Annotated in this window: 10 protein-coding genes and 1 pseudogene; 1 reads left to right on the top strand and 10 read right to left on the bottom strand. The window is 64.2% G+C overall.

Annotated elements, in window-relative coordinates; translation table 11 throughout:
- Positions 1-98: 98 nt before the first annotated feature.
- From EOA32_RS22090 to EOA32_RS22045, 10 genes and pseudogenes are all read right to left on the bottom strand, one after another.
- Complete coding sequence (locus EOA32_RS22090; RefSeq protein WP_128372893.1) at positions 99-1,613, bottom strand: L,D-transpeptidase family protein; 1,515 nt, start codon at positions 1,611-1,613, stop codon at positions 99-101.
- A gap of 141 nt (positions 1,614-1,754) precedes the next feature.
- The gene (locus EOA32_RS22085; protein WP_128372892.1) at positions 1,755-2,114 is read right to left on the bottom strand and encodes an MmcQ/YjbR family DNA-binding protein; all 360 of its coding nucleotides are present in this window, start codon (positions 2,112-2,114) and stop codon (positions 1,755-1,757) included.
- Between the two features lie 182 nt (positions 2,115-2,296).
- Positions 2,297-4,903, bottom strand: a complete 2,607-nt coding sequence (gene clpB / locus EOA32_RS22080) for an ATP-dependent chaperone ClpB (RefSeq protein ID WP_128372891.1) — start codon at positions 4,901-4,903, stop codon at positions 2,297-2,299.
- 255 nt (positions 4,904-5,158) lie between these two features.
- Positions 5,159-5,647, bottom strand: coding sequence for an SRPBCC family protein (locus tag EOA32_RS22075; RefSeq protein WP_067319049.1), 489 nt, complete (start codon positions 5,645-5,647; stop codon positions 5,159-5,161).
- Positions 5,648-5,656: 9 nt separating this feature from the next.
- Positions 5,657-6,022: a helix-turn-helix domain-containing protein gene (locus EOA32_RS22070; protein ID WP_095780249.1), complete on the bottom strand. Its 366-nt coding sequence runs from the start codon at positions 6,020-6,022 to the stop codon at positions 5,657-5,659.
- An 882-nt stretch (positions 6,023-6,904) separates the two neighbouring features.
- Positions 6,905-7,176, bottom strand: a pseudogene (locus tag EOA32_RS40010) (DUF4167 domain-containing protein); the annotation flags it as partial.
- Positions 7,177-7,486: 310 nt separating this feature from the next.
- A complete protein-coding gene (prmC, locus tag EOA32_RS22060) occupies positions 7,487-8,356 on the bottom strand; it encodes a peptide chain release factor N(5)-glutamine methyltransferase (protein WP_095779381.1) in 870 nt (289 codons plus the stop codon).
- Positions 8,349-9,428, bottom strand: coding sequence for a peptide chain release factor 1 (prfA, locus tag EOA32_RS22055; RefSeq protein ID WP_066990087.1), 1,080 nt, complete (start codon positions 9,426-9,428; stop codon positions 8,349-8,351). The genes prmC and prfA overlap by 8 nt, the downstream gene beginning before the upstream one ends.
- 137 nt (positions 9,429-9,565) lie before the next feature.
- Complete coding sequence (gene ptsP / locus EOA32_RS22050; RefSeq protein WP_066990090.1) at positions 9,566-11,836, bottom strand: phosphoenolpyruvate--protein phosphotransferase; 2,271 nt, start codon at positions 11,834-11,836, stop codon at positions 9,566-9,568.
- 83 nt (positions 11,837-11,919) lie between these two features.
- Positions 11,920-13,173, bottom strand: a complete 1,254-nt coding sequence (locus EOA32_RS22045) for an aspartate kinase (protein ID WP_128372890.1) — start codon at positions 13,171-13,173, stop codon at positions 11,920-11,922.
- 218 nt (positions 13,174-13,391) lie between these two features.
- On the opposite strand from EOA32_RS22045, the gene EOA32_RS22040 reads away from it, so the two are divergent.
- Positions 13,392-13,688 (top strand): antibiotic biosynthesis monooxygenase, encoded by a 297-nt coding sequence (locus EOA32_RS22040; protein ID WP_189407309.1) that lies wholly within the window; start codon positions 13,392-13,394, stop codon positions 13,686-13,688.
- Positions 13,689-13,818: the final 130 nt, after the last annotated feature.

Genomic DNA, 13,818 nt, shown 5'->3' with positions numbered 1-13,818 from the left:
TTCCAGAAGGGGGAGAGCCAGCCTATGCCTCATCACCCGCTGCTCAGCGCGGGTTCATCCTGGTGATGCAGCGGATCTATGCAACCGCCCTGCGCGGCTCATTGCTGCGCAAAATCATCGACTGATGACCCGCCGACGAACTCGACGGTCACGCCCGGCGACACCAGCTTGGCGAGCTCTCGCGCATCCCAGTTGGTCAGGCGCACGCAGCCGTGGCTTTCGGTCTTGCCGATCTTGGAAGGATCGGGCGTGCCGTGGATGCCGTAGGTCGGCTTGTCCAGTGCGATCCAGACCGAGCCGACCGGACCGTTCGGCCCCGGCGGGATGGTCAGGATCTTGTCGTTCTGGCCCTGCTTGAAATTGATGCTGGGATTATAGGTGTAATTGGGATCGAGCGCGATGCGCGACACGGTGTGGATGCCGGTGGGCGACGGCGTGTCGGCCGAACCGATGGTGGCCGGATAGGCTGCGACCAGCTTGCCGCCCGCGTCATAAGCGAAAACTTCCTTCTTGTCCTTGTCGGCGACGATGCGGGCAACCGGCGTCGACACCAACTGGCCGAAATTGGCGACCTTGACGATGGTCCCGGGACGGTTGAAGTCGAGGCCTTTGTTGATCGACTTCAGATAGCCTTCGTCCATATGGAAGCGCTCGGCGAGCGCCTCGGTGACCGAGGTATAACCCATGCGGTCGAGCTTGGCCTTCTGGCTGTAATCTTCCGGGATCGAGGCGACATAGGGTCCGGCCACGTCCTCGGGCGTGATCGTGTAGGAGGCGAAGGCGTCGCCCCCCGACTGGGCGAGCGCCGCCTTGATGGCGGCCGAGTCGGTCGATTTCAGATTGCTGCCGGTGATCTGGTTGTAGGCGGCCAGGGCCTTGTCGACATTCGAGCCGAAGCGGCCGTCGATGACTCCCGGCGAGGCGCCGGCGCGGTCGAGCAGCACCTGGAGTTCGGCCACGTCCTGGCGCACGCCGAGCGAAAGCGACGGATCGACGGTGGCCTTGCCGCCCGTGTCCGGCGGCAGCGAGGCCTGGGTCTCCGGATTGACTTGCAGCACGTCCCCCTGCCCAGGGTGCGGTTCGATCGATGCTTCGTTCAGCGGCTCGCGCTTGATGGTGTCGGACCTTGGCGCCTCCGGATAGGTTGTGGCATACCCTTCGTCGTTCGGCGCTGGCGGATAGGCCTCGACGGAATTGCCGCTGTTGGAATCGTAGTCGTCGACCGGCGGCGGGATATACCGGCCGTTCTCGTCCAGCTGCCTGCGGCGGAAGCGGGCCATGTCGTCGGGATCGTCGAGATAATAGCGGTCGTCGTCCTCGACGGGCGCACGCCCGAGTTCCTGCATCCGCAGCTGACGGCGCAGCGCCCGGCGATCGAGCCTGGTCTGCGGCGGCTGGATGGCAATAACCTTTCCGGTATCGGCATCGACAAGCACCCGGTTGCCCCTGGCATCGTAATAGATGTCGATATTGCCGTCCTGGGCGAGCAGGAGCGCGCCGTGCTGAGCGGGCCGAACCGTCTTCTGCGCGCCTTCCAGACTCGGCGCTGCGAGCGCGCCGGAAGCCGCCAGCCCGGCCACAAGTGCCGAAAGGTAAAAGATCGTGCGCAGCATGTGGGTCAGGCTCTCCGGTCGGCTCGGTCTTGCTGGGCGAACCCTTCGCCAGCAAACCAGTTACCAAAACTAAGGTTCCAATATGAACCGGGCATGAAGATGGCGGATTTCCGGCGTTTCACCATGGTCCCCAACCGAATGTCAGTGCAGCCCCAATTCGCTGCGCGCCAGTTTCGTCAGCTTCGGCACGACCAGGCGGTGGCTTTCGCGCAGGTAGTCCTTCAGCGCGGCATCATCCACGCTTTGGCTTGTCTGGCGCTGGATCCATTTCATGCCGCGCGACGCGAGATAGGGCGCGGGCCGACAGCCCGGCTGTTCCTTCAGCACGTCAAAGGCAATGTCGGAGCATTTGAAGGTAACGAAGACCTCGCCCTCCCGGTCATGGCCGCCGATCGCGAACACCTTGCCGCCGACCTTCCAGACGTGAGCCCCGCCCCACTGCACGACATGGGTCGTGGCGGGCAGCGTGGCGCAGAAGCCGTTATAGTCCTCGAGCTTCATTGGAATCGGCCCTCCGGGACCCGCAATCAAGCCCGGTTCTGCAGCAAGGCGCTGTGGAAAAGCAAGAGCGCGCCGCCCCTGCCGGATGCGACGCGCTCCTCGTATCCTTGTTTGCGCAATTCGGACGGAAAACCGCCAAGCGCTTTTCCTGGAATGGCTCCGGTCACATGCCCCGGCTCGACTCAGGCGGCGGCTTCAGCCGCCACCACCGTCTGCTTCGAACGGAAGTTCAGGCGATCGGAACCGGCGGTGACCTTGACGGTCGAGCCGTCGAGGATTTCGCCGAGCAGGATCTTCTCCGCCAGCGGATCCTGCAGTTCCTTCTGCATCACCCGCTTCAGCGGCCTGGCGCCATAGGCCGGATCGTAGCCCTTGCCGGCCAGCCACTCGATCGCATCGTGATCGAGCGACAGCGTGATCTTGCGATCGACAAGCAGGTTCTCCAGCCGCTTGAGCTGAATCTCGACGATGCGATCCATATCCTGGCGGCGCAGCCGGTGGAACAGGATCACCTCGTCGACGCGGTTGAGGAATTCCGGACGGAACGAGGCTCTCACCACGCCCATCACCTCGTCGCGCACGGCATCGACGTCCTGGTCATCGCGGAGATTGACCAGATATTCGGCGCCGAGATTGGAGGTCATGATGATCAGCGTGTTGCGGAAGTCGACCGTGCGGCCCTGACCATCGGTCAACCGGCCGTCGTCGAGCACCTGGAGCAGCACGTTGAACACGTCCGGATGCGCCTTCTCGATCTCGTCGAACAGCACGACCTGGTAGGGCCGGCGCCGCACCGCTTCGGTGAGCGCGCCGCCCTCCTCATAGCCGACATAGCCGGGAGGCGCGCCGATCAGCCGGGCGACCGAGTGCTTCTCCATGAACTCCGACATGTCGATGCGCACCATGGCGCTCTCGTCGTCGAACAGGAAGGCGGCGAGCGCCTTGGTGAGCTCCGTCTTGCCGACGCCGGTCGGACCCAGGAACATGAACGAGCCGATCGGCCGGTTCGGATCCTGCAGACCCGCACGGGCGCGCCGCACGGCCTTGGAGACCGCCTGCACCGCCTCGCCCTGGCCGACGACGCGCTTGCCGATCTCGTCCTCCATACGCAGCAGCTTCTCGCGCTGTCCCTCAAGCATCTTGTCGACCGGAATGCCGGTCCAGCGTGACACGACATGGGCGACGTGGTCAGGCGTGACCACCTCTTCCACCATGCCGGCCTTACCGTCCTGGGCTTCGGCTTCCTTGAGCTTCTTCTCCAGCTCCGGGATCTTGCCGTAGGCAAGCTCGCCGGCGCGCTGGAACTCGCCCTTGCGCTGGGCAATCGCCAGCTCGTTGCGCATCTCGTCGAGCTGCTTCTTCAGGTCGGCGGCAAGGCCGAGCTTGTGCTTTTCGGCCTGCCACTTGGCGGTCAGCTCGGTCGACTGCTCCTCGAGGTCGGCCAGATCCTTCTCCAGCTTGGTCAGCCGGTCCTTCGAGGCGTCATCCTTCTCGACCTTCAGCGCCTCGCGTTCGATCTTGAGCTGCATGATGCGGCGGTCGATCTCATCCAGCGCCTCGGGCTTGGAATCGACCTGCATCCTCAACCGCGATGCGGCTTCGTCCACCAGGTCGATCGCCTTGTCCGGCAGGAAACGGTCGGCGATGTAGCGGTTGGAAAGCGTCGCGGCCGAAACCAGCGCCGAATCGGAGATGCGCACCTTGTGGTGCTGCTCGTATTTCTCCTTCAGGCCGCGCAGGATCGAGACAGTGTCCTCGACCGTCGGCTCGTCGACGAAAACGGGCTGGAAGCGGCGGGCGAGCGCCGCGTCCTTCTCGACATACTTGCGGTATTCGTCGAGCGTGGTCGCACCGACGCAGTGCAGCTCGCCGCGCGCCAGTGCAGGCTTCAAAAGGTTCGACGCGTCCATCGCGCCATCGGCCTTGCCGGCACCGACCAGTGTGTGCATCTCGTCGATGAACAGAATGATGCCGCCTGCGGCGGAAGTGACTTCCGACAGCACGGCCTTCAGCCGCTCCTCGAACTCGCCGCGATACTTGGCGCCGGCAATCAGCGCGCCCATGTCGAGCGCCATCAGCCGCTTGTCCTTCAGCGATTCCGGCACGTCGCCATTGACGATGCGCAGCGCCAGGCCTTCGGCGATCGCCGTCTTGCCGACGCCGGGCTCGCCGATCAGCACGGGATTGTTCTTGGTGCGGCGCGACAGCACCTGGATGGTGCGGCGGATCTCGTCGTCGCGGCCGATGACCGGGTCGAGCTTGCCCGCCCGCGCATCCGCGGTCAGGTCGCGGGCGTATTTCTTCAGCGCGTCGTAGCCCTGCTCGGCACTGGCCGAATCGGCGGTGCGGCCCTTGCGGACATCGTTGATAACCTGGTTCAGCGCCTGCGCGGTGACACCGGCCTTGGCCAGGATGTCGGCGGTCTTCGCCGACTTCTCCATGGCGAGCGCCTGCAGCAGCCGCTCCACGGTGACGAAGCTGTCGCCGGCCTTCTTGGCCAGTTCCTCTGCGGTCGAAAACACCTTGGCAAGCGGCTGGGCGAGATAGAGCTGGCCGTTGCCGCCTTCGACCTTGGGCATAGCCTCCAACGCCGCCTCGACGCCGAGCTTCACGTCGCGAATGCTGCCGCCGGCGCGCTCGATCAGAGACGCGGCAAGGCCCTCGTCATCGTCGACGAGCACCTTGAGCATATGTTCGGGAGTGAATTGCTGGTGGTTGCGCGAGAGCGCCATGGTCTGCGCGGACTGGATGAAACCGCGCACGCGCTCGGAATATTTCTCCGTATTCATGTATGTCTCCTTCCATCACCGGCCCGCTTTGCGGCACCGGATCAGATTGCGGTGACGGACCCGCTCATTCGAGCCGAGTCCTGTTCAGCCGAGATATGGTGTATTAGCTCAGGTCTCTCAAGACGCCCTGATCTCGGTCAGCGCAGAATATTCTAGGGCCTGGTCGCCCGAAGCGCGCAGCGGTTTTGGGCGAATATTAGGCATTAAAACAAGGGCTTAAATGCTGCGGCTGCGTGACGCGCGACATCGACGGCTTCATGATCGTCCACCGCTCGCGCCCAGGGTGACGAGAAGCTCGTCCAGTTGCCCGAACGTCTCGCCCATCGCCTCCGCCGCACCGGTGCCGGCAGCGTCGAGAGCCTCCTTCGAGGGATAGAGCTCGTGCAGGACCAGCAGCGTCTTGCCACCTTTTTCCTCGAAGGTCACCGTCGTGACGGGTCCACCCTCACCGCCTTCCTCATTGGTCCAGACGAGGCGCGACTGCGGTGTCACTTCGATGTACCTGCCGAAGAACTCGTCAAGGTTTGAGCCATCGTGGCCGAACGCCAAACGGTACCTGCCCCCGACACGGACATCCATCTCGCAGGAACGCAGCACCATTCCCATCGACTTCGGCGCCCACCACTGCTTGAACAGCTCAGGCTTGGTCCACGCCTCGAACACGATGCGCGCCGGAGCGTTGAAGGTTCGCGTGACGACGAGCTCGCGGTCCGACGTCCGTTCCACAGTCGTGCGGTTCTGCATCGATGTGGCTCACTCCCTTTGCTTGCGTCCATCGACCTTCTCCTTTCGTTTCAGTTCCTCGACCACCTTGTCCAACCCGTCGAAGCGTGCGTCCCAGAGCTGGCGGTACCTCTCGATCCATGCCGCCTCTTGCTCCAGCCCGCGCAGGCCGAGCTTGCAGGTCCGCACACGCCCGATCTTTTCCGTGCTGACGAGCCCCGCTTGCTCCAAGACACCGACGTGCTTCTTCATGCCCGTGAGGGTCATGTGGAACTTCTCGGCCAGTTCCGTGATCGAAGCGTCCGCACGGCCGAGCTGCCCCAGCACGCCGCGTCGGGTCGCATCCGAGAGCGCGGCGAATGAAGCATCGAGGCGGGTCTTGATATACTGAACCATATGGTTCAGTATTAGCGCACAAATTACCGCCATGCAAGGAAACGAAAGCGCGTCGCGCTGAAACGGATTCAGGCGACGTGCTTTAGGCACGCACAACGAAAAACGGCGGAGAAACCTCTCCGCCGTTCGAATTGCCTGGAAATAGACCTGCGGTCAGCTATCTGCGTCGGCGACTGCCGGCTCGCCGGCGCCGCCTGCCGGCTCACCGGCGCCGTTCTCGCTCGGCGCTGCATTTGCCTCTTTGGCGGCAGTCGCGGCAGTCGCGCTGCCGCTGTCCGCGACGTTGCCGCCATCGGCGGCGCTGTCCGCCCGGCCGGCATTGCTTTCATCGGCATTGCCCTGCTCGGCGCTATGGCCCTGCTCGGCATTGCCGCGACCGCGACGTGGACGTCTCTGCCGACGCCCACCGCCATTGTCCGTGCCGGCTTCGTTGCGCTCGGCCTGGGCGGCAAGGCCCGCAGGCGAGAAGCTGTCGAACAGCGGAGCCTGCTCGGCCGCAACGCCGTCTTCGGCGGAGCCCTCCGGCTTGGCCTGCGCCTCACTGCGGCGGCTCTGATCGATCTGCTGGCCGCCATGTTCGCTGCGCTCTCGCTGACCATTGTCGCCGCGCTGACCATTCTGACCGTACTGGCCATAGCCGCCATTGCGGCGGTCGCGGTGTCTGTCACGACCATTATTGTCGCGCCGGTTGTTGTCGCGGCCGTTTTCCTGGTTGTAGGCGAGTTCCGCCGGCGTGCCTTCGATCACCGGCTGCGGCCCGGAACCGTTCGCGGCGGCCTGCGACTCGCCGGCATTTGCGTTGCCGACCGTGTCGAACTCGTCGCGATCCTCATCGACGTCGTCATCGAAGTCGTCGCGGTTCTGCTGGGCGTTCTGGATGGGCATCTGCGCCTGCGCGGCCGCGATGATGCGATTGTAGTGCTCGGCGTGCTGGAGATAGTTCTCCGCCATCACCCGGTCGCCGGAGCTTTGCGCGTCACGGGCGAGTGCGGCATATTTTTCGGCGATCTGCTGAGCCGATCCGCGGATCTTCACGTCCGGACCGTTGCTCTCATAGTTGCGCGTCAGGGGATTGGGCCCCTGCGGTTGTTGTTGCCACCGCCGCCATTGTTGTTGCGACCGCGCATGCGCCTGTTCTGCTGTTGTGGCCTCATTCGACTCTCTTCATGTGAATTTTCTAAAACTCGTCGCGAACGGTGGCGCTCATGCAGCCGACCGTTTCGTTTTTTCACCGGCGTTCGCCCGCATCGATTGCGTTGGCGCCACGTGCCATCCTGTTCCGGTTACATCACTTGCCGGACGATTCCCGCACGAAGCATGGGCGTCGTTTGCGCAAGGAGGCAGCTATTTCCAAGGAAAACCGAATCGCTAAGAGCACTGCCTGCTTCGTCTCATCCGGTTAAGCCGGAACCTAGCTGCATTCCCTAATATTGCCAAGCGTTTTTTCGCACTGCATCAGGGGTTTCAACGCTCAAACACCAGAACCCTGTCGTTTCCGCCGAGATCGCGTCGCGCCTCCGGCAGCCTGTAGCCGGCTGCCGCGAAGATCGCGGTCACCTCGCTTTGCTGCGTATGGCCGATCTCGACCGCTACCTTGCCTTGCGCTTCCAGAAATCCTTCCGCCTCTCCGGCGATGATCCTATAGGGGATCAGCCCGTCCACACCGCCATCAAGGGCCTGGCGTGGATCGAAATCGCGGACCTCGTCCTGCAGATTTCCAATGTCTCGACTGGGTATATAGGGTGGATTCGCGGCAATTAAATGGTATCGGCCCGAAACTTTTTCGAACCAGTTGGAATGCAAGGCCTTGAAGCGCCCGCCGAGCCCCAGATCCGCGGCGTTTCGCGTGGCGGTCGCCAGCGCGCCGGGCGAAATATCAACGCCGGTCGCGGTCGCGGCCGGAATCGCGCTGAGCAGCGCCAGCGCGATTGCACCGGTTCCGGTGCCGAGATCGAGAAGACGGCACTGGCCAAGCCTTTCGGCCGTCGACTTGGCGAAGGGCAGGATCGCGTCGACCAGCGTCTCGGTATCGGGGCGCGGCTCCAGCGTGTCCGGCGACAGCGACAGCCGCAGCCCATAGAACTCGCGATAGCCGAGAATGCGATGCACCGGCTCACCTGCGACGCGACGCCTCAGGGCCGCCTCGATTGCCGCAAGAGCCGCAGAATCCACCGTTCGGCCCGGCTCCGCGATAGCCTGGGTGCGCGTGGTTTCGGAAAAATGCTCGACGATCAGCCTGGAATCGAGCGCCGGATCGGCAATGCCGGCGGCAGCGAGCCGCTCCCTCGCCGCGCGCAGCAGCGGTCGAAGTGCCGAGGGCAAAGGATCAGCCATCAATACCCATGTCGGCGAGCAGCTTCGACTGATGGTCGGCGATCAGCGCGTCGATCACCTCGTCGAGCTCGCCCATCATCACCCGGTCGAGCTTGTAAAGGGTGAGGTTGATGCGGTGGTCGGTGACGCGTCCCTGCGGGAAATTGTAGGTGCGGATGCGCTCCGAGCGATCGCCCGAGCCGACCTGCGATTTTCGCGACGACGAGCGCTCCTCGTCCGCGCGGCTGCGCTCCAGGTCATAGAGCCGCGCGCGTAAAATCTGCATGGCCCGCGCCCGGTTCTGGTGCTGCGACTTTTCCGCCTGCACCACCATGATGCCCGTCGGCAGATGCGTGATGCGCACCGCCGAATCGGTGGTGTTGACGTGCTGCCCGCCGGAGCCGGACGCGCGCATCGTGTCGATGCGGATGTCCTCTGCCCGGATATCGATATCGACCTCCTCGGCCTCGGGCAGTACGGCGACCGTCGCCGCCGAGGTATGGATGCGGCCGCCGGCCTCGGTTTCCGGCACGCGCTGGACGCGATGCACGCCGGATTCGAATTTCAGCTGCGCGAACACGCCCTTGCCCGACACCGAGGCGATGATTTCCTTGTAGCCGCCGACTTCGCCTTCGCTCGCCGAAACGACCTCGAAACGCCAGCCGCGCGAGGCGGCGTAGCGCTCATACATGCGAAACAGATCGCCGGCGAACAGGGCCGCCTCGTCGCCGCCGGTGCCGGCGCGGATTTCGAGGATGGCGTTCCTGTCGTCGGCGGCATCCTTGGGGAGGAGCAGAATCTGGATATCCTTCTGCAGCACCTCGATGCGCTCCTTAACCTCCGGCAGGTCGGCCTCGGCCAGCGCCCGCATCTCGGCGTCGATGTTCTTGTCGGCGAGCATCGCCTCGAGGTCGGCCTGTTCCTGCTCGGCGGCGCGCAGCGCCCGGATCTTGCCCACCATCTCCTGGATATCGGCATATTCGGAAGCCATTTTGACATAGGCATCGGCCGACGGCCCTGCCGACATCTGCGCTTCGAGCATGTCGAAACGCTTGACGACTTGGTCCATGCGGTCGCGGGGCAGGTTGATCATGGGCTTGGGACTTCGGTGGACTTCACGTCAGGACGAGTCGAAACTGGCGAATTTCGAGAACCGGAGCGGAATGTACATTTAGGTACAAGAGCACCGGAAGCGCAGAAAATCGACATTCAGACCGCCCTCACGTGAATCTAGAGCGGAATTGAGCGGTCGTCGGCAAAGGCTTGCAGCAGCGCCCGCATCGGCGTCCCTTGGACGGGGGCCATCAGATTGTCGTTGAAGAAGGCTTCCAGCTCCTGCAGCGGCAGTTCAGTCAGCATCGCCTTGACCGGACCGATCGAGGCCGGCGACATCGAGATCGAGCGGAAGCCGACGCCGATCAGCGCCATCGCCGAGATTGGCTTGCCCGCCAACTCGCCGCACAGCGTCACCGGCGTATGGTTGCGCGCGCCGGCGTCGGCGATCTGCTTCAGCACGCGCAGGAACGGCGCCGACAGCGTGTCGAAACGGTCGGCAAGCTGCGTGTTGCCGCGGTCCACTGCCATGACGAACTGGAAGAGGTCGTTGGAACCGACCGAGACGAAGTCGACCGCCTTCATCAATTCGTCGAGCTGGAACAGCAGCGACGGCACCTCCAGCATCGCGCCGAGCTTGAGGCTCGTCGGCAAATGATGCGCAAAACGCGACAGGTGCCGGACTTCGCGGTCGATGATCTCGCGCGCCTGCGCGATTTCCGACAGTTCCGTCACCATTGGCAGCATCAGCTTCAGCTCACGCCCGCCACAAGCCTTGAGCAGCGCGCGGATCTGTGTCCTGAGGAGGCCGGGGCGGTCGAGGGTGAGCCGGATCGCCCGCCAGCCGAGTGCCGGGTTTTCCTCTTGCACCGCGCCCTTGAAATAGGGCAGCACCTTGTCGCCGCCGATGTCGATGGTACGGAAGGTGACCGGCTTGCCGCGCGCCGCCTCGAGCACATCGCGATAGAGCCGCTCCTGCGCCTCGGCGCGCGGAAAGGTCGAGGCCACCATGAACTGCAATTCGGTGCGGAACAGGCCGATGCCGGCCGCTCCCGATTCTGAAAGCTGCGGCAGGTCGACGGCAAGGCCGGCATTCATCAGGAGATCGACGGGGACGCCGTCCTTGGTCAGCGACGGCTTCTTGCGCAGTTCGCGATAGATTTCCTGCCGCCGAGCTCGGAAGCGGACCTTTTCGGCATAGGCGGCCTCGAGGTCGGACTGCGGCCGCAGGTGGATGGTGCCTTCCTCGCCGTCGACGATGATGGCATCGCCGTTTTCCGCCATGGAGACGGCGCCCTTGACCTGGCCTGCGACCGGAATGCCCATGGCGCGCGCGACGATGACGACATGGCTGGTGGCCGCGCCGTCCTCCAGCACCAGGCCGCGCAGCTTGTCCCTGGGATAGTCGAGCAATTCGGCCGCACCCATCGAGCGGGCGACGATGATGGCGTCCTTTGGAAGAGAGGCCGCGACATCCTCCGGACCGCGCCCCATCAGCTGGCGCAAGAGCCGGTTGGCGAGATCGTCGAAATCGCTCATGCGCTCGCGCAGATAGGGGTCCGTCATGTGCAGCATGCGTGCGCGCATGTCGCTCTGCACCTTCTCGACGGCCGCTTCCGCAGTCAGGCCGTTGCGGATCGCCTCTTCCAGCCGGCGCACCCAGCCGCGGTCGTTGGCGAACATGCGATACGCCTCGAGCACCTCTCGATGCTCACCCTCGAAAGCGACGTCGCGGCGCTCGAGCATGTCGTCGATCGACAGCCTTAGCGAGCCGAGCGAACGGTCGAGGCGACGCACCTCCTCCTCGCTGTCCTCGTTGAACAGGTTGGTGACGACGATGCGCGGCTCGTGCAGCACGACATGGCCAAGCCCGACGCCTTCGTTGAAGGCAAGACCGGTGAAGCTTGCCGGACGGCGCAGGTCAAGTTCGAGCCCCGGCCGGGTGAGACGGGCAAGATCGCCGGTGGCGACCATCTCGGCGATCACCATCGCCGTCGTCTCCAGCGCCTCGACCTCGTCGTCGCGATAGTGGCGCATGGTCTTGTTCTGCACCACCAGGACGCCCAGTGTGCGCCCTGCCCGCAGCACCGGCACGCCGAGGAAGGAATTGTAGATCTCTTCGCCCGTCTCCGGCAGGTAGGCGAAGGCCGGATGCTCCTGCGCGTTGGAGAGATTGAGCGGCCGCGCGCTGGCGGCGATGGTGCCGACAAGGCCTTGCCCGAGCCTCAACTGCGCCAAATGGACGGCGGTGGGGTTCAGACCTTCGGTGGCGTAGAGCTCCAGCACCGAATCGGCGCGCAGCACATAGAGCGAGCACACCTCGGCGACCATGTTGGAGGCGATGTCGCGCACGATGCGGTCGAGCCGCTCCTGCGGCTCCAGCGGCTCCTGCATGAGCTCGCGGAGCCGTCTCAGCAAAACGCGCGGGCCACCGGCCATGTCACGCATCGCGGCTTCTTCTCCAATGGGCACATTGCCCGCCGCAGCTTCTGCCGCGGCCGGCGCTCACGCAATAGCGGACTCAGTTCTTGCTATTGCTTATCGAGCCCGTAGACGGAATGCAAAGTACGAACTGCAAGTTCCGTATAGGGACCGTCGATCAGTATCGAGATTTTGATCTCGGAGGTGGTGATCGCCCGGATATTGATCGCTTTGTCGGCCAGCGCCTTGAAGGCGGTGGCCGCGACACCGGCATGGCTTCGCATGCCGATACCGATGACCGAGACCTTCGACATGCCGGCTTCCGACTGCACGACGTCGTAGCCGACATCGGCCTTCAGCCGCTTGAGCACGGCCAGCGCCTTGTCGATGTCGCCCGACGGTACCGTGAAGGTCATGTCGGTGAATTTGCCGTCCTCGGAGATGTTCTGGACGATCATATCGACATTGATGTTGGCCTCGGCCAGCGGGCCGAAGATGCCGGCGGCGACGCCTGGGCGGTCGCCGACGCGGCGCAGCGAGATCTGCGCTTCGTCCTTGGCATAGGCAATTCCGGTGACGACCTGCTGTTCCACGATCTCTTCCTCGTCGCAAATGAGCGTTCCGGGCGGATTGAGCAAATCCCCCATTCCGGGCGCGTCGGGATCGTCGAAGGACGACCGCACAAAGGTACGCACCCTGTGCACCATGGCAAGCTCGACCGACCGCACCTGGAGCACCTTGGCGCCGAGCGAGGCCATTTCAAGCATTTCCTCGAACGAAATCTTGGCCAACCGCCGGGCTTTCGGCTCGATGCGCGGATCAGTCGTGTAGACGCCGTCGACATCGGTGTAGATGTCGCAACGGTCGGCCTTGACCGCGGCCGCGATCGCCACGGCGCTGGTGTCGGAGCCGCCGCGGCCGAGGGTCGAGATGCGGTTGTCCGGGCCGATGCCCTGGAAACCGGCGATGACCGCCACCTGGCTCTCGCCGAAGCGCTTGATCAGGAACGCGCCGTCGATGTCGAGGATGCGCGCCGCGCCATGGGCGTTGTCGGTCTTGATCGGGATCTGCCAGCCCTGCCAGGAACGGGCATGGACACCCATGTTCTGCAGGGTTATCGCCAACAGGCCGGCCGTGACCTGCTCACCGGAGGCGACAACGGCGTCATATTCGCGCGCGTCGTGCATGGGCGAGGCCTCGCGCGTCCAGCCGACCAGCTCGTTGGTCTTGCCGGCCATGGCCGAAACCACCACGGCGACCTCATGGCCGGCATCGACCTCGCGTTTGACATGGCGCGCCACATTGCGGATGCGGGCGATGTCGGCGACCGAAGTTCCGCCGAATTTCATCACGATGCGCGCCATGGAAGCGAGATGCCTTTGACTGAAGCCGGCTTGGGGCCGGAAAACGGAAACTGCGCCCGGACCAGCCGAGCCGCGGAAATGCGCGGCCTCCTTAGCTAAAACAGCAAGGCTTCGCAAGCGAGGGCACGGGAGAAGCGGCCTTGGCCCGATTTTTGAAGTCCCCTGGCGGATTCCTGCCGCGCAATGGGATAAACTTGGAAAATCGCATGGAGGATTGCATGACCGAGACGCTGGAGATCGTGACCTTCCGCCTCAAGCCGGATGCTGCGGCTGATTTTGTTGCCCAAAATGGCGTCGTCACCGACTGGCTGGCGCACCAGCCCGGTTTTCTCAGCCGCCATCTCGGCGAGCGCGACGACGGAAGCTGGGTCGACATCGTGCGCTGGCAAAGCCTCGAGCAGGCTCAGTCCGCGGCTCAGCGCATCATGGCCGAGATCGGCGATTGCCAAGCGATGCAGGCGATCGAGCCGGCCAGCGTTACCATGAGCCATGCCGCGATTGCGCTGTCGCGTTAGGCTCGACCGTCCTCGTCTCGCTGCGGCTGGTTGGCGGCAGTGGAAAAACCCGCCTTGACTTTCGCTGCCGGGGACCCGACTTCCTAGCGTTCCCCGACTTGCTGGCGTTCGAGGAGACCCGCCCCATGCC

This window comes from Mesorhizobium sp. M1A.F.Ca.ET.072.01.1.1 (assembly GCF_004023325.1).
Classification (GTDB): domain Bacteria; phylum Pseudomonadota; class Alphaproteobacteria; order Rhizobiales; family Rhizobiaceae; genus Mesorhizobium.
The sequence above is the reverse complement of the archived record's forward strand: the minus strand, read 5'-3'. Positions and strand labels throughout refer to the sequence as shown.

Coding starts and splice junctions, on each gene's coding strand:
- EOA32_RS22090 (WP_128372893.1), bottom strand. CDS start 1,613: ATGCTGCGCACGATCTTTTACCTTTCGGCACTTGTGGCCGGGCTGGCG.
- EOA32_RS22085 (WP_128372892.1), bottom strand. CDS start 2,114: ATGAAGCTCGAGGACTATAACGGCTTCTGCGCCACGCTGCCCGCCACG.
- clpB (WP_128372891.1), bottom strand. CDS start 4,903: ATGAATACGGAGAAATATTCCGAGCGCGTGCGCGGTTTCATCCAGTCC.
- EOA32_RS22075 (WP_067319049.1), bottom strand. CDS start 5,647: ATGCAGAACCGCACGACTGTGGAACGGACGTCGGACCGCGAGCTCGTC.
- EOA32_RS22070 (WP_095780249.1), bottom strand. CDS start 6,022: ATGGTTCAGTATATCAAGACCCGCCTCGATGCTTCATTCGCCGCGCTC.
- prmC (WP_095779381.1), bottom strand. CDS start 8,356: ATGGCTGATCCTTTGCCCTCGGCACTTCGACCGCTGCTGCGCGCGGCG.
- prfA (WP_066990087.1), bottom strand. CDS start 9,428: ATGATCAACCTGCCCCGCGACCGCATGGACCAAGTCGTCAAGCGTTTC.
- ptsP (WP_066990090.1), bottom strand. CDS start 11,836: ATGCGTGACATGGCCGGTGGCCCGCGCGTTTTGCTGAGACGGCTCCGC.
- EOA32_RS22045 (WP_128372890.1), bottom strand. CDS start 13,173: ATGGCGCGCATCGTGATGAAATTCGGCGGAACTTCGGTCGCCGACATC.
- EOA32_RS22040 (WP_189407309.1), top strand. CDS start 13,392: ATGACCGAGACGCTGGAGATCGTGACCTTCCGCCTCAAGCCGGATGCT.